Source organism: Belliella marina, from assembly GCF_042682445.1.
Lineage (GTDB): Bacteria > Bacteroidota > Bacteroidia > Cytophagales > Cyclobacteriaceae > Belliella > Belliella marina.
Genome location: NZ_JBHUHR010000001.1, coordinates 14245 through 38565 on the forward strand (window position 1 = coordinate 14245; position 24321 = coordinate 38565).

Below are 24321 nucleotides of genomic sequence, written 5' to 3' on the forward strand. Positions count from 1 at the left end.
TTTGCCATCCAAAAAGAAAAGTATCATGGAAAAACCTGTAATTATATTAGGGGCAAAAGGGATTGCGCACCCAGCATTGGAGATTTTCAATAGCAATAGCGTAGTCGTATATGGTTTTTTGGATGAGGATGAGAAATTACATGGTCAGGAAATCAATGTGGTTCCAATCTTGGGAAACCCTGAAGATGAAGGCTTTTTGAAGCTGATAGGAAAAAAATGTGAGGCATTTGTTGCTGTAGATGACAATAAATACCGTCAGTTTTTGGTCAAAATGCTCAATGACAACAGAAAAGTCCAACCAGTCAATGCCATCCACAATACAGCCTATATCTCTTCGGATGCGACTATCGGCCATGGGAATTTTGTCAATGCCAAAGTCAATATTGGTACTGCGGCATCTATCGGGAGCCATTGTATATTCCATTCCGGAGCTATTGTAGATCACAGTTCGAAATTAGCGGATTTTGTCCAATTGGGAGCAGGGTCTATAATCAACTCAAATGTGACTATTGAGGAAGGGGCATTTGTTGGATCAGGAGTAATCGTGGTATCAGGAATCACTATTGGAAAAAATGCAAGGATTGGTGCCGGATCAGTGGTGATCTCCGATGTGAAAGCGAATGAAACAGTGTTTGGAAATCCAGCAGCTCCGATCAAAAAGTAAGTGTTAGAAAGTATCATAAAAGTATAATTTAGAATATCACAACCAAAACGGTTTGACTGTTAACCGTCGATGATTTTCCGCTATCCAAAATTCATTAGAATACCATTGCGCTGATTGCGGAAAATCAACTTATATTTATAATCAACCAAAACACCTTGTCGGAAACAAGGCTTCAGTTATGGAAAACAAAGACTACAGTATTTTACTCTATTACTGTTATGCTGATATCGAGGATACGGAAGCATACAGGGAAGAACATCATTTGTTCTGTATTGAAAACAACATCAGGGGCAGGATTATCATTTCCTCAGAGGGATTGAACGGGACTGTCTCAGGGTTCAAAGAAGACTGTGAAAAGTACATGAAATACATTCACAGCGATGCAAGGTTTGCCAAAACCGAATTTAAGGTAGAAGATCATGATAAGCATGCCTTCACCAAGATCCATGTGAGGGTAAAGCCTGAGATTGTCCACAGTAGCTTAAGACATATTGACCCAAAAGTGAAGACAGGGAAACATTTGGCTCCTGCAGAATTCAAAGCCCTGAAAGACCAGGAGGATGTCGTGATATTGGATGTAAGGTCTAATTATGAACATGAGTTGGGACGTTTCAAAAATGCGATCACATTGGATATTGATAATTTTAGGGATTTTCCTGAGAAGGTCAAAGAACTAGAGCATCTCAAAGGAAAGAAAGTCCTGACCTATTGTACAGGCGGTATCAAGTGCGAGAAGGCATCTGCATTTTTGTTGGATCAGGGTTTTGAGGATGTATATCAACTTCATGGAGGGATCATCAAGTATGGTTTGGAAGCAGGAGGGGAAGATTTTGAAGGTAAATGCTATGTCTTTGACAACCGAATAGCAGTAGACGTAAACAAAGTGAACCCGACGATTGTCTCCCAATGCCATGTATGTGGTGTAGCATGTGATAGGATGGTGAACTGTGCCAATCCAAAGTGCAATGAACATTTGCCAATCTGCGAAAAATGCGGTTGGGAATTGGAAGGGGCTTGCTCACCTGAATGCAAAGATCATCCAGAAAAAAGACCCTATGACGGGACCGGATATTACCAGAAAAATACAAATGGATACAATCCCTATAAAGGCTTTGTCCGTTTGGATAAATATAAACTAAAGCAAGAGACGCATGACTAAGAGAATCCCTGAGTCAGAATTGATCATCAATGCGGATGGAAGCATATATCACCTAAACTTGAAGCCAGAACATCTGGCTTCAACTGTTATTGCGGTGGGGGATCCTGACCGTGTCGAAAAAGTGTCCCAATACTTTGATGAAATAGAGTTTAAGACTTCTAAGAGGGAGTTTGTAACCCATACAGGGAAATATAAGGGGAAGAGGGTGACTGCGATCAGTACCGGGATGGGGACGGACAATATCGAGATATTCATGACGGAATTGGACGCACTGGTAAATGTAGATCTCGATACCCGCTTGCCTAAAGGGAAGCACACCACCCTTGATATCATCAGGGTGGGGACTTCAGGAAGTATGCAAACTGACATCCCGGCAGGGTCTTTATTGGCTTCAGCTTATGGGATAGGATTGGATACTTTGATGGCTTTTTATAGTACTGAGTACACTGAGCTGGAAAGAAATGTAGCCCAACTTGTCCAACAAACACTTGATTTGCCATTCCGGCCATACTGCATTGAGGGATCCAAAAAACTGTTGGGTATAGTTGGTAAGGGCTTGGTTATAGGGAACACAGCAACCTGTCCTGGCTTTTTTGGGCCACAGGGAAGAGAGGTAAGGGTCAAGCCAGCAATACCGGATATCATAGAGAGACTTTCTTCCATCGACCTGGATGGTTTCAAGATTACAAATTTTGAAATGGAAACTTCCGGTTACTATGCAATGGGAAGGCTTCTCGGGCATGACGTGTTAAGTCTCAATGCAATAGTGGCCAATAGGATTACCCAAGAATTTGCTTCCAACACCTATGATATCGTGGATGATTTGATCAAACATACATTGGATAGGATAGCTGGCCACTAACCAGCTATCTTGTTTTGGTTCCATCACATGGACGTCAACATAGAACGAAAGTAAAGTGGTGACATTCAGTTGTCAAATGTCAATTTTGGCAGAACTCTAAGGGGATTCGAATATCAATGTCATTTAGGTAAAACCTGTTGGTTTTTCCGTTTGCATAAGAATAGGGCTTTTTTTTTGCGGGTTGTTTTCCAAGCGGTTGATTGTCAGTTCTAGGCTAGGGGGATTGTAAGTGGGAAGTTTCCTTTTGTCCAATGATAGTCCAGCACAACAAGCTATATGACCATATATGTATCTAGCGGGATATCAAGAACAATGACCCCCGATTAGCGTTTTATATTATATGTTTTATTCGTGAAAAAATTCAGTCAAAGCCAGAATCTGTAGCTTTTGATTTTGGGATCACTTAGAAGCTGATTTTTAGCTTAAATAATTATTTCGGCTGTCATATTGCTGGATTGCTTAGTCAGTTTGGTGTGGTGTTGATGTAATATGTCGAATTTCAACTTATTAAAAAAGAATGCAATTATGTTAAAAATTCTGTCTTGTTTATTACTGTTATTTTCATTTACCACAATCCAGGATTTGAAAGCGCAAGGTGTTGTGGTAAAAGGAAAGGTAATTGATGCCGAAACTTCCGAGGGACTAGAGTTTGCCAATATTGCATTGTTGTCTTCAGGTGATTCTTCATTGGTAACAGGAGGGATGAGTGAGCTTGACGGTTCATTTTCTTTCACTGGCAGTTCTGGGGATTATATTTTGAGAGTGGGTTTTATAGGCTTCGAAAGCAGGTATAGAAATGTCAGGCTTGGGGATAAGGAAGTCGTAAATGTTGGGAATGTAAGACTGCGAAAAGATGCCCAAAATCTGGATGAAGTAGTAGTTGAAGGGGTGACATCAATGTTCGAAAGTGATATCGATAAGAGGAGATACAATGTAGAAAACAGCATTGTGGCAGAAGGCGCTACCGCCTCCGAGCTGTTGGGGACTTTGCCATCGATCCAAATGGATGATGAAGGGGGGATTTCCATGCGTGGCAGCGGCAATATTCTTATTTATATCAATGGCCGTCCTTCCAATCTTTCTGGCGATGATGCGGAGAGTGTTTTGGCACAATTTCCCGCCAATAGTATCAAAAGCGTGGAATTGATCACAAATCCATCTTCAAGATATGATGCCACAGGTGTTGGGGGGATTATCAATATCATACTGAAGAAAAATGAAAAGACTGGACTGAATGGCCAAGTGAATGCTTCTGTAGGTACACGGGACAAATACGGTGCAGGCCTCAATTTGAATTATGGGACGGAAAAGGCAAATTACTATGTGTCCTACAATTTTCAGGACAGAAGAATGTTTAGGGAAAGTGAGTCTTTTCGCCAATCAAATATATCTGGGGTTTCGCCTATTTTGGATCAAGATTCTTATCAGTTGAATAGAAATACCAACCATTTGATCAGGGGAGGGATTGATTGGAGTTTGGCGGAAAATAAGACTTTGGGGATCTATGCCCAGGGAAATTTCAGGGATAGGACTGGGAATGAACTCCTGAACCAACGCAATCTCAACTCAAATCTGGGGTTGGACAGCTTGTTTTTAAGGGATAATAGAGAAACTAGTTTTAGTACAAATTTTGAGACGGGGATCAATTATTCGTTAAATTTGGATACGTTGGGACAGCGTTTTTTTACATCGGCATCCTTTTCAAGGGATGAGAGAACCCAAGAAGAGATTTATAACCAAACCTTTTTCAACGATTCCAATCAGGAAGTTCCATCCAATAGAATTCTCCAGATCAACGAAAGGCCTCAGACGAGCAATCTTTATGTTTTACAAATGGACTATGAGAAACCATTCATTGGTGGAGGGAGCTTGGAAACGGGACTGAAGGGGACTTTTGGAGAGTGGAATCGCGCCCAGAATTTTTCCGAGGGAAATGAAGACAATGGCTTTAGCCCAGTCTTGAATGATTTCTTTAGTGATGGCTTCAATTTTAAGGAAGATGTGTATGCAACTTACCTGAGTTATAGAAACAAAGTCGGGAAACTGGGATATCAAGGAGGTTTGAGGGCGGAATACACAGAGACGATTTCTACTTTGGAAAGCGACCAATCCCAATATGTGAATAATTACTTCAATATTTTCCCGAGTGCATACCTAAGTTACGAAGTAAAGCCCGAAGAAGAATTCACCGCCAATTTCAGTCGTAGGATCTCAAGACCTGGAATCTGGTCATTGGCGCCAATTTACGGGGTGGGAGATTTGTATAACCTGAGTATAGGCAATCCCCAATTGCAGCCAGAATTTACGAATAGTTACGAGCTGGGATATATGAAAGGCTGGGAGAAGTATCTTCTGAATGCCACAGTGTACCACAGGTATTCTACAGATATCCAGACTAGGGTGATTCGCCTGAATGATGATAATGTGGCTATCCAGACACGTGAGAACGCCAACAGTAGGGCTAGTACTGGATTGGAGTTGATCAACCAAATCCAATTTACGCAGTGGTTTGATGCGACACTTTCGGGGAATTTCTTCTATTCCGAAATCCAAGGGGATAACATTGAAGCAGGTTTCAACAATTCCAATTTTTCTTGGACTGTCAATCTTCTGGCAAATATGGCAATTCCGAAATTTGCGACATTGCAGATTCAGGGGGATTATAGGGGGCCAATTGTTTTGCCACAGGGGCAGATTGAACCCATGTGGGGTGTAAATGCAGGATTGAGAAAAGATATTCTCGACAAAAAAGCAACGGTTAGTTTAAATGTAAGTGATATATTCAATACAAGGATTTTCAAAATCAGGACAGAAGATCAGCGATTCACCCAAGATAGGATGTTCAATAGAGAAACGAGGATTGGTACACTGTCTTTTACTTACAGGTTTGGGGGATTCAAAGACAAAAGAAACGGAAGGGAAGAAAGGGAAAGGGATGATTTTGATGATGGGGATTTTTAATCTATTACGAAAAATCCAAAAGGGCTTTCCTTTTGGATTTTTCTGTTTTTGGAAGGTTTATTCTAATGATCTCCGTTTATTTGCAGGATGATTACAATTTACACAGATGGAGCGGCAAAGGGGAATCCTGGGCCGGGAGGATTTGGGACTGTATTGCTTTACAACCAACATAGAAAAGAACTGTCGGAAGGTTTTAGACTTACCACAAACAATAGGATGGAGCTTTTGGCTGTGATCAAGGGCTTGGAGGAACTGAAGGTACAAGGGATTCCTGTTTCCATATTTTCTGACAGCAAATATGTAGTCGATGCTGTAGAAAAAGGCTGGATTTGGAGCTGGCAAAAGAAAGGCTTCAAAGACAAAAAGAACGTGGATTTATGGAAAAGATATATTCCATTGCACATGAAGTTTAAGCCAAAATTCAATTGGGTAAAGGGGCATGCTGGAAACCCACTCAACGAACGTTGCGACCAGTTGGCAGTCGCTGCGGCAGAAGGGAAAAACCTCAAGGCTGATGTTGGCTATGAGGCTGATAAAAATGGGGGCTCCGGGTTGTTTTGACCAAAGTGAAAAAGAATGGCGAACTCATTTTTTAGATTTAAGCAATTTATGGTTCATCAAGACCGCTGTGGGATGAAAATCAGCACAGATGCGGTTGTTTTGGGGGCTTTGGCCGGAAAGATAAGTCCCAGGTCCATTTTGGATATTGGAGTCGGTACCGGGGTCATATCCATGATGCTTGCCCAAAGATTTACTGATGCGAAAATAGAAGGTGTAGAACTCGATTCCGATGCATATTTGCAGGCTTGTGAAAATGTGTATGAGTCGATTTTCTCAGATCGAATTTCATTTCATCACGGGCTTTTTCAGGATTTTGCAAGTGTGCATAATTCGAGATTTGATCTCATAGTCAGCAATCCTCCATATTTTCCAGATCATATCAAAGCGAAAGACCTCCAAAGGAACAAGGCCCTACACAATGACAGTCTGTCTTTTCAAGACTTGGCGGGAGGTGTGGCTCAGCTTCTTGAAAAGAATGGGGAGTTTTGGTTGATTTTACCACCTAGGCAGATGGTGGATTTCCAAGAGTTGGGACAGGGCTTTGATCTTTATCCATTCAAGCAGATCAACCTCAGGGATAAAGCGTCGTCGAAGGTCATCCGATCCATTCAGGGCTTTTCGTTTGGACAGAAAGTAGCCGAAACCAAAGAGTTGTACATCAAAAATGAAGATGGTTCTTTTGCAAAGCCTTACCAAAAACTGTTGAAGGATTTTTTGATTATTTTCTAACCCGATGTGATTTTGTCCTGAAATATGATATTCTCTTCTTCCAGAGATTTTAAAATTGGAAGATAAAATTCGGGAGTGATGGGGATATGGAGTCCCCTTGCCTTGATCTTACCATCAAGAAATAAATCTACGGCGATAGCAAGCGGCAAGCCGACAGTTTTTGCCATGGCTGTATAAATCTGATTTTTCCCTTTGCATACAAGGCTGGAGGTGATTTTTTTGATTCCTTTATCTGTCTGGATTTCGAACAAATGTTGCATGACAATCATGTCTTTATCTTCTGGTTTTAGTGCCCACCTATCTTCGAGTATAACCTGTAATATGGAAGCCGGACTCCCTTTTCTGATAGGAAGTTCTATATCATCCAGTAAACCTAACCAAGTGATTTTTCCAATGATTTCATCTGTAACCCAGGGGAGAAGCTCTTTGATTTTTGATTCCACAGATTTCTCTTCATGATAGGGTAGAAATGAATTTACAAACATCCGGGCAGTAAACCCTTCTGGCAAGTCCATTTTGAAACTGTCATCAGTCAGGCCCAGTTGAACAAATACATCCCAGCTTTGGCAAAATCCAGCCCTTCTGAGTGTACCTCGCAAAAGGGTAGGGATTTCTTCCAAACCATATATTTGTCTATAAATGAGGGAATCCCGGTTTGGATAGCCATCAAAATCCCCGACTTCATCAAATGATATCGTCTCCAACCTTCTGAAGAGCATGTGGTATGGGATGTACTTGTATCGACCATTTCGGATGAACCTAGATACTCCTTGGCCTGCCAAAACCACATTCCTAGGATTCCAGGTAAATTTATATTTCCATGGATTGTCTTCACATTCGGGAGTCAATACCCCTCCTGTATAGGATTTAAATCCAAGGATTTTGTGACCGGCCGCCTTTTCTTCATCGATTATTCTCATGGCTGACATATGATCGATACCGGGGTCTAGTCCACATTCGTTCAGGAAAAGAAGACCTTTCTCTTTGATTTCGTCCGAAAGTTCTCGCATCTCCTCAGATTCATAGGATGCAGTGAAAAAGTGCTTGCCAAGTTCAAGACAATCTTTAGCGATCACTGGATGTAGAAATGCCGGCAACATGGAAATCACCACATCTGCAGTTTTTATGATCAAGTGTCGGTTGTTTCGATCTCCCAATTTGATAGCCTTGGATTCAACATAAGGGTTTCCTTGGCTTTTTTGTGCGGCAATTTCTTCAGAAATATCCGCAAGGATTATCTTTCTGTTTTTTGTCGCAGTCGTCTGTATCAAATGTTCGATCAGATAAACAGATGATTTGCCTGTACCAATGATCAAGATGGTTTGCATGTACGAGATATTTAAAGAGTCTTCTTCGAAGATCAAAAAAATGGGCGATTGAAAAAAATTACATGGAATATTTTGCCCGAAAAATAACATTTGCCATTTATTTTTTGTTTATTCAAGCCCTTTATATGGAAGTTATGACGAAAAAGATAGAAATAAAGGTCTCGCTAGAAGTTTTTTCAAAAGAGGAATGGACAGAGGAAGATGCTGGATTAATAGAGAAGGCGAGATCGGTTTTGGAAAATGCACATGCACCCTATTCCAATTTTTTGGTTGGTGCGGCATTGTTATTGGAAGATGGAAATGTCTTTGCCGCAAACAATCAGGAAAATGCTTCCTTTCCGGTTGGTATATGTGCTGAACGGGCAGTGCTGAGCTATGCGATGGGGAATTTTCCCCATGTAAGGCCTCTGAAAATTGCAATCGTTGCAAAAAGGAGGTTGGATGGAGAGCTGGCTACAGTCACACCTTGTGGCTTGTGTCGCCAAACCATCAATGAATATGAAGTTAAATTCAACCATCCAATAGAGATTTTGATGCTCAATCCACAGGAAGAGATACTCAAAGCTTCTGGGATTGATCAGTTATTACCTTTCAAATTTAATGATTTGAATAGTTGATGGGATTTTAGAGTAATATAGAGATTGCCACGCAGATTCCCCTTTTGCGGCAACCAAATGGGGAAATAAAAAAGACCTTTGGAGTTCTGACTACGGGAATTCTTGTGGCAATTCAGGGATTATACCCAGCAATAGGCGCATGGTTTGCATGTTCTTACACTTTAAAAGATGATTCTGTAAAAAATATATCTTCACCGGATTGAAAATAGTTTGATATTAACCCTCAGTTACTTAATTTTCTAAAAATTTTATAGACAATCTGTAATGTTGACCCTAACAGAAAAAGAAATTGAAAAAGTAGCGGCTTTGCTGCAAAAAGGAATGATTTGTTTTTATCAATTGGATAACAAAAAAATACATCATTTACCTGATGACGAAGATTATTTTAACTATGACTTGACACCTGAAGAGGAAGATGTCCTGGATGAAATAGATGACAATCCCGATAACTTTGCAGAATTCACAAAGATGGATTCCAATCAGGAACACCAAATGATGGAGAATTTTGCTGATAGGATTGTCAAAGAGAAAAATTTCCAAGATGAGCTTTTTAATGCATTGAGCAAACCAAAAGCAGCTACTGGATTTAAGTTTTTGATTGATAACTCGGGAAAGTATAATGATCGCTGGGTTGAGTATAAGCTCGAAAAGTATAAAGATTGGGTGATGGAGCAGGTAGATGCTTTCAATTATGCTGATGAATAAAAAAAATGGGCTGTGATTTCACAGCCCATTTTTTTATACGTTTACATGTCTCTCGGCATGGTAAGAAGATCTTACCAATGGTCCTGACTCCACATATTTCAATCCTCTTTTCAAACCCTCTTCCCTGTATAGTGCAAACATGTCAGGGTGGATGAATTCAGCCACCTCAATATGCATCTTGGTTGGTTGAAGATATTGGCCTAAGGTTAGAATGTCGCATCCGTGTGCTGCAAGATCATCCATGGCTTTGAAAACTTCTTCTTTTGTCTCTCCCAATCCCAGCATGATTCCTGTTTTGGTTCTTTTGCCATACGCTTTTGTAAGTTTGATCTGCTCTAGTGATCTGGCATACTTGGCTTGTGGCCTCACACGTCGGTAAAGGCTTTCTACCGTTTCCATATTGTGGGAAACGACCTCCTGTCCTCCGCTGATCATCCTATACAATGCCTCCCAGTTTGACTTGACATCAGGGATCAATGTTTCTATGGTAGTCTGTGGAGAAAGCTTTTTCGTTTCGACTACCGTTTGATACCAGATTTCAGCCCCCTTGTCTTTCAGTTCGTCCCGATTGACAGAGGTGATTACTGCATGTTTCACACCCATCAGTTGGATAGCTTCAGCTACCCTCCTAGGTTCGTCGGTGTCGTATTCTGGAGGCCTACCGGTGGCGACAGCACAGAAAGAGCAAGACCTTGTACAGACGTTGCCCAATATCATAAATGTAGCAGTGCCAGCTCCCCAGCATTCACCCATATTTGGGCAATTGCCACTTTCACAGATTGTATTTAATTTATGTTGGTCGACTAATTTTCTGACTTTGGCATATTCTTTTCCTACAGGCAACTTCACCCTGAGCCAGTCAGGTTTTTTTCTTTTTGTTGTCTCTTCGGAAATTACAGGTAATTCAATCATCTCTCTTAGCTTATTGATTGGGCAAAATTAAGGTTATTCGTTTTAGAAACCCAAATTAATTACTACTTCCTGAATCCGTAGTACAGGGTGAAATAGGCAGATTGGTAAAACTGTCTGTTTTCCGTAGTAGGCATCAATTCGATTTCTTTTGTAAAACCCTCTAATTGGTAACCTAGTTCCAATCCTATGACACTTGATCTAAATGAACCAAACTCGAAAAATAACGCTGCCTTGGCATTGCCTCCAAAGGCGATTTCTGATTCCCCCAATCCTTCGAAAATCCTTCCTGGTCCCAAAAAATTCCCCCTGGATTGATGGACTTCTGGATTGTATTGTTCTCTCACAGACTCTACATTGTTGAGCGCATATTCTACATAATATGGGGCAATCAGCCCGATTGAGGGACCTATGGCTGCTAGGGCGGATATTTGTACTCCTTGTTGGGGAGCTTTGTTGAAAAATATAACTTCCCTTCCATAGTAAGGCCTAATAGAATAGAGATAGTTGGATTTCCCGAAAATGTAAGAATTGCCCAATATGGTGTTATATCTTACTTCTTTTGGATTTTTGACATTTGCCAAATCGATTCCAAAAAACTGGAAGTTGGTATCATCTATCCTGAATCCAAACTTCATTGAAGCGCCCCCAATCAAACCACCATTGGTGTTTTTGTTGAGCCCAAAAAACACCTCCCTATCGTATTCATAGTTTCCGGCATCTTCTCTTTGGCCATAGCTGCTGAGACAGACAAATATAAAAAGGCCAGATATGATATATTTTAATCCCTTTGTCATAATTAGTCAGGAATTTAACGCTAATTTTGCTTCTAAGTTACTAAACCAAAAATAAAAAAAAGAGTTTATGCCAACTTTAAAAAGTTCATACCTAGGAAATCTTAGAACCCAGATGATACATCTTCAGTCAGGTACTGAAGTCATCACGGATGCGCCAGTTGATAATAATGGAAAAGGAGAGGCATTTTCCCCTACCGACTTGGTCGCTGCGGCTTTGGGAAGCTGTATGGTGACGATCATGGGGATTGTTGCCGAAAGGGAAGGTGTTGATATAGCAGGGATGACTTGGGAAGTGACTAAGGTGATGCAGGCACAGCCAAGAAAAATTGCAGAAATCATTGTGGATTTTAACTGGAATTCTGAGACAATAGACAGTAAAGTTATCCAGAAATTGAAAAATGCTGCCAAAACATGTCCGGTGGCCTTGAGCCTGGATCCGGATATTAAACAAACGATCAATTTTAATTTTTAGAATTGAAATAACAAGAGGTAGGAAGGGAGTAGTAAAACCCCTTCCTACCTCTGCCATAAGATTCAGGGAATGAAATTCGCTTGGCTGGAATCTTGCTTCAATGTTTTCTCATAATTTTGAAAAAACCATGTCAAAGAAACTCCTACTTTTTCTCTTTATTGCGATTTCTCTAAATCCAGTATTGGGACAAACTGATTTTTATAGTCAGTTGGCAGACTCTGCCTTTGTCTTAACAAAACAGCGTGTACAATACGATCCGTCATATTTCAGGTTGGATTACCCTAATGGGGATGTGCCGGCTGACAAAGGAGTATGTACTGATGTCGTCATAAGAGCCTACAGGAAATTGGGTATAGACTTGCAAAAAGAAGTGCACGAGGATATGAAATCCAATTTTGAAAAATATCCAAAAAATTGGGGGCTGAATAGGCCAGACAAGAATATAGATCATAGACGGGTGCCTAATCTGATGGTGTTTTTCAAAAGATATGGGGATGTGAGACATATTTCTGAAGATTCGAAAGATTACTTGCCAGGGGATATAGTCTGTTGGAATTTGGGAGGTGGTACAACCCACATAGGGATAGTATCAACAAAAAAAGCCATTGATGGCAAAAGACATCTCATAGTACATAACATTGGCGCTGGACAGGTACTCGAAGATTGTTTGTTCAAATACAAAATCATCGGTCATTATCGGTATGGGAAATAAAAATGTCTTTATTTGAAAATCTTCAACTGAAGCCCAAAGGAGGCATTTTATCGACGAATGGATTTGAATAGATCCAAAAAACCATAAATTTCAATTGGCTTGTAGCATTTTAATAATTTTCTACGTCTTGTAGATATAATCAGGAAATTAATTGACTGACTCGTTGGAGCAATACCATATTCAAAAAGCTAAAAATGGAGATCCGAAAGCTCTAGAATTGCTTTATAAGCATTTCTATGGCTATGCTATGAGTATTGCGTTGAGATATTCCAATTCTAGGGATGAGGCCTGTGAGATTGTCAATGATAGTTTCATGAAGATGTTTGACAAACTCGGTCAATACAAAGAAGAGAATTCATTCAAAGCCTGGTTCAGAAGGATTCTTGTAAACACATCCATTGATTATTACAGAAAGAATGTAAAGCATTTTGCTGTAATGGAATTGGATAAGGCAGAATTTGAAAGCCATAATCCCGAAATCATAGACCAATTGTCCAAAGATGATATTCTTGATGTTTTGAGGGGGTTGCCCGAAATGCTGAGAATCGTATTCAATATGTACGAGATAGAAGGGTATTCACACAGTGAAGTGGCAGATGAGCTGGGGATCCCAGCAAGTACTTCAAGGACCTATCTCGCTAGGGCAAAGCATATATTGAGAGAAAAAATCACAATACTTAATCAAATTAATAATGAAGGAGCAGTTCGATAAGAAACTTGCAGATAAGATCAAAGACTCCTTTGCAAATCATTCGGAGCCATATGACTCATCTCAATGGGAAAAGCTCTCTGCTGTATACTTTAAGCCAAAAGCAGCAAACAGAAAACCTATTTGGATCTGGATGGCTTCAGGTATTGCGGCATGCTTGGTAATCGGACTTTTGGTTTTTCCCCAATTCAGCGAAATGGATTTGGGGTTAGAAGATCAATTGTCAATGGTTGACAGTGTAGGCATAAATCATACTGAAGAAAAATCACCGGTTGGTTCAAAGCAAATAGAAGATCCTAAAATCCAGATAAATGAAATGCCTTCAAATAAGATCGATGAAGAAGTAAGGTTGGCAAAGAAGAATGATTTTGAAAAAGAGATAAATAGCTCAGAGATAATTGGGGATCAGAAAGCAAATCCGAAAATAGTAGGAGCCCCATCTGTATCAAAATTGGTGGAAAGCCCATTGGTAGCAGAGTTGAAAACTGAAAAAGCGCTTGATTTGACTTCAGACCCAATTCAGTCAGAAGTTGAAAAAGAACTTGTTGAAACCCCTGAAATTGAATTGAAAAGCAGTCTGTTGGCAGAGAAGCCTGACAATGCCCAAGAGTTGATCAACCAATGGTTGAATGAGGGGGAGAACGGTTCAGGTGAATCTTCGGATGCCAAAGCTGTGTTCGATAAGGCCATGAGATTAGGGGTGATATTGGCACCTCAGACGATTTCCAACAATACCCAATCCATGAATATGGGGGCAGGGATCCTGTCTGAATTTTCTTTTTCTAAAAGATTGAAATTGGATGTTGGGGTTGCGTATGCAAGGCAGACCATCAATCCTTCTGTCAATAATGAGTTGAGGTCAGCAAATAACATGCAGCATTCCCCCGTAGACTATATGCAGAATTCGACTGATGACCAGAGGATGTTGGCATTTTCAAATAACTTTGTCAATGCTTCCTATGAGCTGAGTTTTGGCCAACTTGAAATTCCCCTGAATCTAAAGTACAAGGTGATGGATAACAAGAGTTCCGACATTTACCTAATCACGGGTTTATCGAATATGGTATATATGAATCAAAAAAATGTGGGGACCTTTACCACGGCAAATTTCATGACAGCTGGCTTGGTCCAAGATCAGCAGAATGTCCAGACATTTACCGAGACTGCTACTCCTAGCAGTACGAATTCAGGATCTGATATGAGTGTGGGGCAAATGTTGAACTTTTCTTTAGGTTACGAATACAACTTGAAGAACGGTACGTTTTTGTCCTTAGAGCCGTTTTACAAAACTTCAATAGGAGGGCAGACATTTATCAACCAGCAATTCGCCATAGGAGGTTTGAACCTCAGGATGAATTTTCAATTTAAAAAACAATAAATAAAGTATGAAAGCATTGAGAATGCGCAATTTGCTAATCCTATTGGCATTGGTTGCTGGAAGTTGTATTCCAGATAGAGAATCTGATTATGAAAAGATCGTAGAAAGGGACAATAGGTTTTTGAGTGAATATATCGAGAGGAATAATATTACAGCCATTGAAAACCAACTTGGTTTTTATTATCAAAAGATCGAATCCAATGATATTGGAAACCAGATAGTAAACAACGACGTGTTGGGTATTTATTACGAGATCAAAACGATTGATGGACAATTGATTGAAAGCTACTTGGATGAATCAAAGAGGCCAAGGGTTTATAAACATGGAGATGGTGGATTGATTCCAAGGGTTATTAATTTCACTTCGGGTTTGGCAAAGGAAGGTGAGACATTCATGATCTACTCCCCATCCTACTTGGCTTATCAGGAATATAGTTTTCAACAACTGATCGTCCCCAATTCCAATTTGGTGATAAAAGTAAAGTTTGCATCAATTTATGATGAAGAAGAGCTTGTTGAATTGGAAGAAGAGCTGATTCAGGAATATATCGAGACCAAAGGACTTGAAGGATTTGAGAAAACAGCTGATGGGATATACCTGAAAATCTTGGAAGAAGGTACCCAAGGAGGGAAAGTAGCTGCAAATGATGATATTGTTCTTTTTGAATTTGAATTAAAGCAATTGGGAGCAGATAATGTAATTTCCAAAACCAATGATAACACTCCAATTCAGGCAAAGATAGGGGCACAAGGAAATCTGAAATTTTTGAATTTTGGGCTGAAAGGTACCAATAATGGAATGGAAATCGAGATTTTGACACCTTCTAGACTTGGTTTTGGGACTACCCAGCAGGTTTTTCCATTCCAAATAAGACAAGATTTGTTCAATAGAGGGGCTTTGAATGCAATTGCAAGGCCTTTTGAACCTTTGCATTTCAAAGCAAAAATCAAAGAGGTTAAATAAAACTTGTTCGGCAGTCAATGGGCTTTTGTTGTCCGTTGACTGCTGATCAGCTTGATCTCACTTTTTTTGTCTACCTTTTATTTATTGTGGGGAACCGTTGATTGTTTTTTATGTGTACATGCACTTCTTTGACGGTAGCTCTATATACAATCCTCAACAAAGTATCTATCCAGTTTGTTGACTACGCCAAAGCACAAGAGTTGACGATTATCCGGAACATTCTGCTTTTGTTATTTATTTACTGGCAAAGTAGCGGATATTCATATTTATTTATCCCCAATTTGTTTTATGGTTTACTTTGCCCAACTTTGCTTAAGTATAAACCCAAACAGATTTATTATGAGTTTTCTTTTTGACAGCTTTGAAGGCTGGAAGCAATATTGTGAAAGTAATGGTCTTGAGCTATTTGAGGCTGTAATTGAGTATGAAACTTCCCAAAAGGGTAAAGAGGAGCAGGCGATATGGGATGGGCTTCAGAACGCATATGGAGTGATGAAAGATGCCGTCGAGACAGGTCTCAAAGAAGAGATGACTTCCCGGTCCGGTATGATCAATAATGGGGCAAAGAAAGTATACAAACACCCAGTTGCTGTATTGTCTCCTGAATTCCAGAAGTTGATTTCTCGAGCTTTGGCCGCCAAAGAAGTAAATTCATGCATGGGAAGGGTTGTGGCCGCACCGACCGCAGGAGCATCGGGCATACTTCCAGGGACATTGTATACACTTCAAGAGATCCATGGACTTTCGGATAGGAAAATCCTCGAAGGGTTACTGGTTGGGGCAGGTATAGCACTCATCATTGAAGAAAAAGCAAGTTTGGCGGGTGCTGTAGGAGGCTGTCAGGCAGAGACAGGGTCTGCGGCAGCGATGGCAGCTGGAGCAATGGTTTATTGTTTGGGAGGCCCGATATACCAGGTGTTCAATGCCGTTGCCATTACGATCCAATGCATGTTGGGATTGGTATGTGATCCGGTTGCTGGTCTTGTAGAAGTTCCCTGCGTTGTCAGAAACGCAAGTGCGGCAGCGATAGCAAACAGTTCCGCCCAGATAGCTTTGGCTGATGTGAGTGCCGTGATTCCAGTTGATGAATGTGTAGAGGCTATGGGTGAAATCGGCTCTAGTATGGAAAGCAAATATAAGGAAACCGCAATGGGGGGATTGGCTGCCACAATTACGGGACAACAGATATCAAAAAGGGTATTGATCCAAGATATAGAAATGTTGCCAGACGAAGATTTACCCGAGTAAATTATTAATCAGTGGAATGGATAAAATTTGTTGTATAGAAACTCCCAGTGCCAATGCCCAAATTAAGGAGCTTAAAAACATGTAGGTAAAAACTTTTCTTTTTTCTACCCGAAATGCGCTCATAATGATAGTCCCCCCAATTGGAGTCAAAAGTATCGGTGTGATAGCGGCAATTCCAATTGGGCCGAATTTTTGCCAAACCTTTACAATTCTTCTGTTTTTCTTTGAGAACTTGTTTTTCTTTTTGGTGACTTTTACATTCCAGTTTGCTTTGACCCAATCTCCAAGATAGGTGATGAAAAACACGGTAGTCATCATCCCGGCAACAGTCACCAAAACAATCTCAACAAGGGAATAACCTGCAGCTGATCCCAAAATTGGGCCTGCCACAAATTTAAATAAGCAAGTAAAATATATTGCCAGAAACTTCAATAGATAGGAAATCATAAGATTACAAATAAATATACGGCGTAAAACATAACCAGAAACCCACCCTCCCATCGGGAGATGTTCAATTTGCTTTTTAAGATGGGTAGTAATAAGGCTGTCGCTGCAAGCATCCAAATGAAATCTTGATGTAAAAACTGTTCAGAAACTTGGATTGGTTGGACGAGTGCTGTGATCCCAATGATTCCAAGAACATTCATGATATTGCTTCCGAGAATATTTCCTATTGCGATATCTGTTTTTTTATTGACAGCAGCTATGATTGAGGTTGTCAATTCCGGTAGACTGGTCCCTATGGCGATGACTGTAATACCGATGATCCTCTCACTCACACCAAATTGTCTGGAGATTTCTACAGCGCTGTCTACAAATAAGTCAGAACCAAAATACAATCCCAATACCCCTAGAATAATTAGTCCCACTGCTTTTATTGAAGATTTCTTTTTCAGCAATTCTGCATCTTCTTCGCTAATCTCAGGTTCTGTCCCTTTTAATTTTTTGAAGATATAGAGATTTACAACTACGAGTAATATAACAAAAACGACCCCTTCAGTCCTTGAGATAACTTGGTTGTATGCCAAGATGAAGAATAAAATTGATGATGCCAACGTGAAAAAATAATCAAGTTTGAGCACGGATTTGTTGAGTGCGATTGGGAATATAACAGCACTTATCCCAAGAACTAGTGTAATGTTGGCTATGTTAGAGCCAATCACATTGCCAATGGAGATGTCACTGGTGCCTTTTAAAGCCGCATTTACACTTACCAACAATTCTGGTGCGGAAGTACCAAATGCCACTACTGTCAATCCGATTAAACCTGCACTCAATCCCAACTTTGAAGCGATGGAAGACGCTCCATCAACCAAAAACTTGCCGCCTGCCAACAGGATGGCCAAGCCAAGTATTAAAATTAAATAAACAGTCATGGTTTACAGTTTTTGACCAAAGGCTAAGTCACCGGCATCACCTAATCCAGGGACTATATAGGATTTTGAATTTAATTTTTCATCCAATGCACATGTCCAGATTGTGTGTGGTATATCAAGATTGTCATTTATGAACTTGATCCCTTCAGGGGCTGCAATGACAGACGCTATATGGATCTTTTTTGGGATTCCATTTTTAAGCAGATTTTCTACGCTTTTCACAAAAGACTTCCCTGTGGCAAGCATTGGGTCAATCAAGATGACCTCCCGGTTGGTAATGTCTGGCGTTGCCAAGTATTGTAAGGTGATATTGATAGCTTCCTGTGTAGATTCTTCGGCACGATATGCTCCGATAAAACCAGAATCTGAGTGGTCGAAAAAGTTGGAAAAACCTTGATAGAATGGTACTGCAGCCCTTAAAACGCCAATTAATATCGGTAGGTCTTTTAACGTGTTCAGTTTGGTTTTTTGCAAAGGGGTTTCAATTTCTGATTCCTTATACTCAAGTGATTTTGAGATTTCATATGCCAATATCTCTCCCAGCCTTTCAAGGTTTTTCCGGAATCTAAGCCGATCAGTATGGGTATTGATGTCTCTGATTTCGGACAAAAATTGGTTTGCAATACTGTTGTTTTTGTTTAAGATAAACATAATTGGAAATATTTGGTACAAAAAAAACCCGATCCGTAAAGATCGGGTTTTCAATCGATATATTTTATCTTATTTCACTTCAAAGCTGGTTCTTCTAGCAAGTTGACGAGCATCAGCAGATTTTTTATCTACACTTGTGTCTTCGCCATATCCTTTGTAAGACAATCTTGAAGCATCGATACCAGCAGCAACCAATAGGTCATGTACTGATTTAGCTCTTCTTTCAGATAACTTCATGTTGTAATCTTCAGGGCCTAATTCATCAGCATAACCTTTGATTTCAACACTTACACCTGGATTTCTCTTCAAGAAGTTTGCTACGTAGTTTACAGAAGAAGCAGAGTAGCCAAGTGGCTTAGCGCTGTCGAATGCAAAGTAAACGTTAACATAACCTTCGTTGATAGCTTTTTTGAAGTAATCTACTTCTTTAACTTCTTCAACAGGACATCCGTCGTTAGATGCTGGACCTGGAGCGAATGGACACTTGTCCAAATGATCAGGAATACCATCACCGTCAGAATCCAAAGTTCTACCATGTGAATCTACTCTAGCACCAGCAGGAGTATTAGGCTCTTTGTCTAGGTAATCAGGTACACCGTCACCATCAGAGTCTTTCAACATGTCCTTGATCTCACCGATTTGGTTTGCAAGCTCTTCTTTGGTAGCATACTTGTCAGCAGCTATATACCAATCAGCATGAGTTGATTGCTTACCCAAGTAGAAGCTCAATCCCAATGTACCAGTCCACCAAACTCCATTGGCTCCATAGTAGCCATTGTTTGAAGTTCTTGTGATACTGCTATGTCCATCAAATGTTACATCTTGACGACCGTTGATGATCGTGCTGATGTCTGCATTCAATGCAATTCTTTCCGACAATTTAACCTGGCCAGTGAATCCAGCGATAAAGTTATAAACATTGTCATCGAAAGCAGCAGGACCGTCCTGAGGGTTTACTTGACCCAAACCAGCTCCAAAGTGACCTAGTAGACCAATCCTATTTGAGAAAGTCTCAAAATTCATGATCCTGCCCAAGTTAGCAACCCCTTGAAGGTTTGCTCTCCAATAGTTGGTAGAGAATGCAGGGCTAGATGTGTCACCAGCCTCGCTGAATGAACCGAAACCAAAGTCTAGTTTCGTACCAAATTTCTCATTGAACATATACCTAACCCCAAGGTCAGCATGTCCTAAGTTCAACGAAGGAGACAAGAATCCTGGCGTGATTGGCGCCATTGGCTTGTTGAAACCGCCGTTTACTTCAATTGACCACTTGTTGTAGTCACTCTGGGCGTTAGCTCCTAAAGCTAAGGCACCAGCCATTAATGTAGATAGTAGTAATTTTTTCATGATAAAAAATTTTTTTTCAAAATTTTGAGTGTTTAATTGATTTAATTGCAAATTTATAAACTTTTAACTTATCACAAATGTATATTTAATTTTTAATTCTTTAAACTTTATTCTAAATCTTTTAGAAAATCGCTATACATTCGCATCATTCTACTCATAAATAGTGCCAAAATGATACTTTTAAGTGAATTATTTGATATACAAAGTGTGTCGGGTGATGAGTCATCCATGACAAAGTTCCTTATAAACTTAATCCTACAACGGAAAGACACATGGAAAGTTGTGCCGACTGTGTATGTTGGTGAAGAATTTCATGATTGTATTCTACTCAAATTCGGTAATCCCCGCACTGCTGTGTTTGCACATATCGACACTATTGGGTTCATGGCAAGGTATGAAAATCAGTTGATTGCAGTGGGTGGACCAGAGTTGGAAGATGGTGTGGAATTGGTCGGAGAGGACAGTCTTGGACCTGTTTTCTGTAAGTTGAAAATTGTTGAAGAAAATTTATTTCATGACTTCCCAAGGGCAATAGGCCGCGGAACCTGTTTGTCATTTGCCCAAAATTTAAGGATTGATGAGACTTTTATCCAAGGAGCATACCTTGACAATAGATTAGGTATTTACAATGCACTCCAATTGTGTGAGGATTTGGAAGATGGTTGGGTTGTGTTTTCGACATACGAGGAACATGGTGGAGGAAGTATGCCCTTTTTGTTGAAATTTATCATGGAAAATGCTCCAGTAAAGCAAGCCTTGATTTCTGACATCACATGGGTGACTGATGGTGTAGAGCATGGCAAAGGTGTCGCTATCTCCATTAGGGATCGATACATTCCAAGAAGGGCTTTTATTAATAAGGTGATTGATTTGGCCAATAAGAGTGGGGTGGCATATCAACTGGAAGTGGAAGATGTTGGTGGAAGCGATGGTAGGGAGGTCCAGTTTTCGAATTATGCTTTGGATTGGTGTTTTATAGGTGCGCCGGAAGACCATGTCCATTCCCCAAATGAAAAGGTTGCATTGTATGATCTGGAATGTATGATTGGAATGTATAAATATTTGATGGCTCATCTATAATGTATTAGCAATTTTATGGGTGTTTGAGAATCATTTTTTTCTATATTTGTGATGCCCTTTTTGATTAAGGGCATTTTTATTTAGCTATGATGATGATTATCAAAGACAAAGAATTTGTGCCATTCATTTCTGAAGAGACAATCGATCAAAGGTTGAAGACTCTTGGGGCTCAGATTTCCAGTGATTTTCAGAATGAAAAACCAATACTCTTGGGGGTGTTGAATGGATCGTTTATGTTTCTTTCAGACTTGGCTAAATATATTGATATCCCTGCTGAGTTTTCATTTGTGAAGCTTTCGTCCTATTCCGGTCAAAGTTCAACCGGGAAAGTAAAAGACCTCATTGGGTTGGATTCAGATTTGAAAGGGAGAAAAATAATTGTTGTGGAAGATATTATCGATTCAGGACTGAGTATGAACCACCTTCTTGAATCTATTCAAAGCAGAGAGCCACTTCAGGTTGCAGTGGTCACGCTTCTATATAAACCAGATGCAATAAAATACCCTGTAAAAATAGACTACGTTGGATTTGAAATCCCTAACAAGTTTGTAGTGGGCTATGGACTGGACTATGATGGCTTTGGGAGGAATATCCCATCAATTTATCAATTGAAATAACCGCCGGCTGGTACTTGTCGTACCGATTGGCTTTGTATCTAATAAAAAAATAATTCCAAAAGAATTTGTTATGCTTAATATAGTATTATTTGGCCCTCCTGGTGCAGGTAAAGGAACCCAAAGCGAAAAGCTTATCGAGAAATATAATTTGACCCATCTTTCTACGGGTGATTTGTTTAGGAAACATCTTGGAGAAGGTACTGAATTAGGTAAGCTCGCCCGCAAATACATGGATGAGGGAAGACTTGTTCCAGATGAGGTGGTGATAGGCATGGTGGAAGACAAGATTAAAGAAACAACCGATAGCAATGGTTTTATTTTTGATGGGTTTCCAAGAACGGTTGCCCAGGCAGGGGCGTTGGACAAGGTATTGGCAGACTTGGGTTTGCAAATATCAGGGATGATCGCTTTGGATGTGCCGGAAGAGGTGTTGAAGGAAAGGATCAGAGAAAGGGGAAAAACTTCTGGGCGTGTAGATGATCAGGATGAATCTAAGATCGAAACCAGGATAAAAGTATACTTGGAAGAGACATTGCCAGTAGCTGGGTTTTACGAAAACCAAGGGAAATTGACCAAAATCCATGGGGTTGGTTCTATTGATGAAATATTTGCCAACATTGCAAAAGTGATTGATCAGTATTAGTAATCAAATATTTATTACCTTTGCGGCATCAAATATTTTGGCTAGGCATATTTGCTTAGCCTTTTTTATTCCAAAAAACATATATCGTGGCAGATTCCAATTTTATAGATTATGTGAAGTTTTGCTCTAGGTCTGGAGCAGGAGGAGCTGGCTCAGTTCATTTTCGAAGAGAAAAGCACGTCCCAAAAGGTGGTCCAGATGGAGGTGATGGCGGTAGGGGTGGTCATATCATCTTGAGAGGTAGCTCTCAATTATGGACTTTGTTGCATTTGAAATATAAGAAGCATGTGATTGCCGAGGCGGGGAAGAACGGTGAAGGAGGAAGAAGGACAGGCAGAGATGGACAGGATATCATATTGGAAGTTCCATTAGGTACAGTGGCCAAAGATGCAGAGACATTTGAATTGCTTCATGAGATAACTGAGGATGGACAGGAAGTGATATTGACTCGCGGAGGTAGGGGAGGATTGGGGAATGATCATTTCAAGACAGCAACCAATCAAGCCCCTCATTACGCTCAGCCGGGTGAAGAAGGGATTGAAGAGTGGATCATATTGGAATTGAAGTTGTTGGCAGATGTAGGTTTGGTAGGTTTCCCAAATGCAGGGAAGTCCACATTGCTTTCCAGTATATCGGCGGCAAGACCCGAGATTGGGGATTATCCATTTACTACTTTGGTTCCAAACCTAGGGGTCATTCCATATAGAGATGATAAATCATTTGTGATGGCAGATATCCCTGGGATTATCGAAGGCGCTGCTGAGGGGAGAGGCCTAGGTATTAGGTTCCTGAGGCATATTGAGAGAAACTCAATTTTGTTGTTTATGATCCCTACTGATGCAGAAAGTATCAGTGAGCAGTATAAGATACTTTTGGGTGAACTGGAAAAGTACAACCCGGAACTATTGGATAAAAAACGGCTTTTGGCAATCACTAAAGCAGACATGCTTGATGAGGATTTGATGAAGGAGATGGAAGCGGATGTGCCAAAAGAACTGCCTTATGTGTTTATTTCTTCGGTAAGCCAGTTCAATCTGGATAAACTGAAAGACATGCTATGGCAGGCAATCAACGGGTAATCTGTGTCAGATTGTCAGTTTTCGCCCTGTGGCAAACAAATTGATAACCTTCAATAAGAGAAAGCCCGAATAGTGGTAAGCTAGGATTGAATTGGTTTTCTCTTTTGCCCAAGATAGGCAAAAATAAAAATTTGGTTTTTGTAAGTATAAAAACGTCAAGTAAATTCAAAACGCGACAAATAACAATATGGATAAAGAAAATATGACTTCCGAAGCAGAAGAGATTCAAAAAAACGAAGGGGCTGCGCAAGAGGAAAATGTTGGGGATACTGAGATTCAGGAATCTGGTGAAATCCAAGGGGAAGAGAAGTTGGCACTAGAGGTTCAGGAATTGAAAGATAAGTACCTTAGGTTGTATTCTGAGTTTGAGAATTATAGACGTAGGACGTCCAAAGAGCGCTTGGATTTGATCAAGACTGCCTCACAGGATTTATTGGCTGAAATCATTCCTGTTGTGGATGATTTCGAGAGAGCATTTAAGGCAAGTGAGAATGAAGAGGATGTGTCCAAAGTCAGGGAAGGCAATCAGCTTGTATTTCAGAAATTCCAGAGAATATTGGAAAGTAAGGGTTTGAAGCCAATGGAAGGTTTGGTTGGGGAGCCATTTGATGCAGAGACCCAAGAGGCGATCACCCAAATTCCAGCTCCGTCTGAGGAGATGAAGGGTAAGGTAATTGATGTTGTAGAAAAAGGATATACTTTAGGGGACAAGGTTGTCAGGTATGCTAAAGTTGTCATTGGAGCGTAATTAGA

General features: G+C 40.3%; 26 protein-coding genes. 19 read left to right on the plus strand and 7 right to left on the minus strand.

All coding sequences use genetic code 11. The annotated features are described in order from the left end of the window. Nucleotides 1–25: 25 nt before the first annotated feature. The 6 genes from ACFSKL_RS00070 (at nucleotide 26) to ACFSKL_RS00095 (ending at nucleotide 6936) form a co-directional block, all read left to right on the plus strand. Nucleotides 26–664 (plus strand): acetyltransferase, encoded by a 639-nt coding sequence (locus tag ACFSKL_RS00070; protein ID WP_376882119.1) that lies wholly within the window; start codon nucleotides 26–28, stop codon nucleotides 662–664. 178 nt (nucleotides 665–842) lie between these two features. Then, nucleotides 843–1823 (plus strand): oxygen-dependent tRNA uridine(34) hydroxylase TrhO, encoded by a 981-nt coding sequence (gene trhO / locus ACFSKL_RS00075; protein WP_376882122.1) that lies wholly within the window; start codon nucleotides 843–845, stop codon nucleotides 1821–1823. Continuing rightward, nucleotides 1816–2685 (plus strand): nucleoside phosphorylase, encoded by an 870-nt coding sequence (locus tag ACFSKL_RS00080; protein ID WP_376882125.1) that lies wholly within the window; start codon nucleotides 1816–1818, stop codon nucleotides 2683–2685. The genes trhO and ACFSKL_RS00080 overlap by 8 nt, the downstream gene beginning before the upstream one ends. A 525-nt stretch (nucleotides 2686–3210) precedes the next feature. Continuing rightward, entirely contained in the window at nucleotides 3211–5646 is a 2436-nt protein-coding gene (locus ACFSKL_RS00085) for a TonB-dependent receptor (RefSeq protein ID WP_376882128.1), read from the plus strand. 87 nt (nucleotides 5647–5733) lie between these two features. After that, complete coding sequence (gene rnhA / locus ACFSKL_RS00090; protein ID WP_376882131.1) at nucleotides 5734–6207, plus strand: ribonuclease HI; 474 nt, start codon at nucleotides 5734–5736, stop codon at nucleotides 6205–6207. A gap of 72 nt (nucleotides 6208–6279) precedes the next feature. Continuing rightward, a complete protein-coding gene (locus ACFSKL_RS00095) occupies nucleotides 6280–6936 on the plus strand; it encodes a tRNA1(Val) (adenine(37)-N6)-methyltransferase (protein ID WP_376882133.1) in 657 nt (218 codons plus the stop codon). Here ACFSKL_RS00095 and ACFSKL_RS00100 read toward each other — a convergent pair. After that, nucleotides 6933–8264, minus strand: a complete 1332-nt coding sequence (locus ACFSKL_RS00100; RefSeq protein WP_376882135.1) for a saccharopine dehydrogenase family protein — start codon at nucleotides 8262–8264, stop codon at nucleotides 6933–6935. The two genes, ACFSKL_RS00095 and ACFSKL_RS00100, sit on opposite strands and share 4 nt — an antisense overlap. A 134-nt stretch (nucleotides 8265–8398) precedes the next feature. Between ACFSKL_RS00100 and ACFSKL_RS00105 the strand changes: the two genes are divergently transcribed. Both ACFSKL_RS00105 and ACFSKL_RS00110 read left to right on the plus strand, forming a co-directional pair. Next, on the plus strand, nucleotides 8399–8881 hold the full coding sequence (locus ACFSKL_RS00105; RefSeq protein WP_376882137.1) for a cytidine deaminase: 483 nt from the start codon (nucleotides 8399–8401) through the stop codon (nucleotides 8879–8881). Nucleotides 8882–9145: 264 nt separating this feature from the next. Then, entirely contained in the window at nucleotides 9146–9586 is a 441-nt protein-coding gene (locus ACFSKL_RS00110) for a UPF0158 family protein (protein WP_376882139.1), read from the plus strand. 33 nt (nucleotides 9587–9619) lie between these two features. Here the strand turns inward: ACFSKL_RS00110 and lipA are convergent, their stop codons facing one another. Beyond that, the gene (gene lipA / locus ACFSKL_RS00115) at nucleotides 9620–10498 is read right to left on the minus strand and encodes a lipoyl synthase (protein ID WP_376882141.1); all 879 of its coding nucleotides are present in this window, start codon (nucleotides 10496–10498) and stop codon (nucleotides 9620–9622) included. Nucleotides 10499–10560: 62 nt separating this feature from the next. Continuing rightward, on the minus strand, nucleotides 10561–11292 hold the full coding sequence (locus ACFSKL_RS00120) for a hypothetical protein (protein ID WP_376882143.1): 732 nt from the start codon (nucleotides 11290–11292) through the stop codon (nucleotides 10561–10563). A 67-nt stretch (nucleotides 11293–11359) separates the two neighbouring features. Here ACFSKL_RS00120 and ACFSKL_RS00125 point away from each other — a divergent pair, with 67 nt between their 5' ends. The 6 genes from ACFSKL_RS00125 (at nucleotide 11360) to sdaAA (ending at nucleotide 16775) form a co-directional block, all read left to right on the plus strand. Then, on the plus strand, nucleotides 11360–11764 hold the full coding sequence (locus ACFSKL_RS00125; RefSeq protein ID WP_376882146.1) for an OsmC family protein: 405 nt from the start codon (nucleotides 11360–11362) through the stop codon (nucleotides 11762–11764). Between the two features lie 127 nt (nucleotides 11765–11891). Next, complete coding sequence (locus tag ACFSKL_RS00130) at nucleotides 11892–12476, plus strand: DUF1287 domain-containing protein (RefSeq protein ID WP_376882149.1); 585 nt, start codon at nucleotides 11892–11894, stop codon at nucleotides 12474–12476. Nucleotides 12477–12639: 163 nt separating this feature from the next. Further along, nucleotides 12640–13188, plus strand: a complete 549-nt coding sequence (locus ACFSKL_RS00135) for an RNA polymerase sigma factor (protein WP_376882151.1) — start codon at nucleotides 12640–12642, stop codon at nucleotides 13186–13188. Continuing rightward, nucleotides 13169–14563 (plus strand): hypothetical protein, encoded by a 1395-nt coding sequence (locus tag ACFSKL_RS00140; protein ID WP_376882154.1) that lies wholly within the window; start codon nucleotides 13169–13171, stop codon nucleotides 14561–14563. The genes ACFSKL_RS00135 and ACFSKL_RS00140 overlap by 20 nt, the downstream gene beginning before the upstream one ends. Before the next feature lie 7 nt (nucleotides 14564–14570). Then, the gene (locus tag ACFSKL_RS00145; protein WP_376882156.1) at nucleotides 14571–15527 is read left to right on the plus strand and encodes an FKBP-type peptidyl-prolyl cis-trans isomerase; all 957 of its coding nucleotides are present in this window, start codon (nucleotides 14571–14573) and stop codon (nucleotides 15525–15527) included. 339 nt (nucleotides 15528–15866) lie between these two features. Continuing rightward, on the plus strand, nucleotides 15867–16775 hold the full coding sequence (sdaAA, locus tag ACFSKL_RS00150; RefSeq protein WP_376882158.1) for an L-serine ammonia-lyase, iron-sulfur-dependent, subunit alpha: 909 nt from the start codon (nucleotides 15867–15869) through the stop codon (nucleotides 16773–16775). On the opposite strand, the gene ACFSKL_RS00155 is transcribed toward sdaAA, so the two are convergent. The 4 genes from ACFSKL_RS00155 to ACFSKL_RS00170 form a co-directional block, all read right to left on the minus strand. Beyond that, nucleotides 16764–17222 (minus strand): hypothetical protein, encoded by a 459-nt coding sequence (locus ACFSKL_RS00155; protein ID WP_376882161.1) that lies wholly within the window; start codon nucleotides 17220–17222, stop codon nucleotides 16764–16766. The two genes, sdaAA and ACFSKL_RS00155, sit on opposite strands and share 12 nt — an antisense overlap. Next, nucleotides 17219–18151, minus strand: coding sequence for a calcium/sodium antiporter (locus tag ACFSKL_RS00160; RefSeq protein WP_376882163.1), 933 nt, complete (start codon nucleotides 18149–18151; stop codon nucleotides 17219–17221). Before ACFSKL_RS00160 ends, ACFSKL_RS00155 begins: the two co-directional genes overlap by 4 nt. 3 nt (nucleotides 18152–18154) lie before the next feature. Further along, a complete protein-coding gene (upp, locus tag ACFSKL_RS00165; protein WP_376882166.1) occupies nucleotides 18155–18802 on the minus strand; it encodes a uracil phosphoribosyltransferase in 648 nt (215 codons plus the stop codon). A gap of 69 nt (nucleotides 18803–18871) precedes the next feature. Next, complete coding sequence (locus tag ACFSKL_RS00170) at nucleotides 18872–20149, minus strand: OmpA family protein (protein ID WP_376882169.1); 1278 nt, start codon at nucleotides 20147–20149, stop codon at nucleotides 18872–18874. Between the two features lie 171 nt (nucleotides 20150–20320). Between ACFSKL_RS00170 and ACFSKL_RS00175 the strand changes: the two genes are divergently transcribed. The 5 genes from ACFSKL_RS00175 (at nucleotide 20321) to ACFSKL_RS00195 (ending at nucleotide 24316) form a co-directional block, all read left to right on the plus strand. Then, complete coding sequence (locus ACFSKL_RS00175; RefSeq protein WP_376882171.1) at nucleotides 20321–21229, plus strand: aminopeptidase; 909 nt, start codon at nucleotides 20321–20323, stop codon at nucleotides 21227–21229. A gap of 89 nt (nucleotides 21230–21318) precedes the next feature. Then, on the plus strand, nucleotides 21319–21846 hold the full coding sequence (gene hpt, locus ACFSKL_RS00180) for a hypoxanthine phosphoribosyltransferase (protein WP_376882692.1): 528 nt from the start codon (nucleotides 21319–21321) through the stop codon (nucleotides 21844–21846). Nucleotides 21847–21916: 70 nt separating this feature from the next. Continuing rightward, entirely contained in the window at nucleotides 21917–22489 is a 573-nt protein-coding gene (locus ACFSKL_RS00185) for an adenylate kinase (RefSeq protein WP_376882173.1), read from the plus strand. A gap of 86 nt (nucleotides 22490–22575) precedes the next feature. After that, nucleotides 22576–23568, plus strand: a complete 993-nt coding sequence (obgE, locus tag ACFSKL_RS00190; RefSeq protein WP_376882175.1) for a GTPase ObgE — start codon at nucleotides 22576–22578, stop codon at nucleotides 23566–23568. A 187-nt stretch (nucleotides 23569–23755) separates the two neighbouring features. After that, nucleotides 23756–24316, plus strand: a complete 561-nt coding sequence (locus tag ACFSKL_RS00195; RefSeq protein ID WP_376882177.1) for a nucleotide exchange factor GrpE — start codon at nucleotides 23756–23758, stop codon at nucleotides 24314–24316. Nucleotides 24317–24321 lie beyond the last annotated feature (5 nt).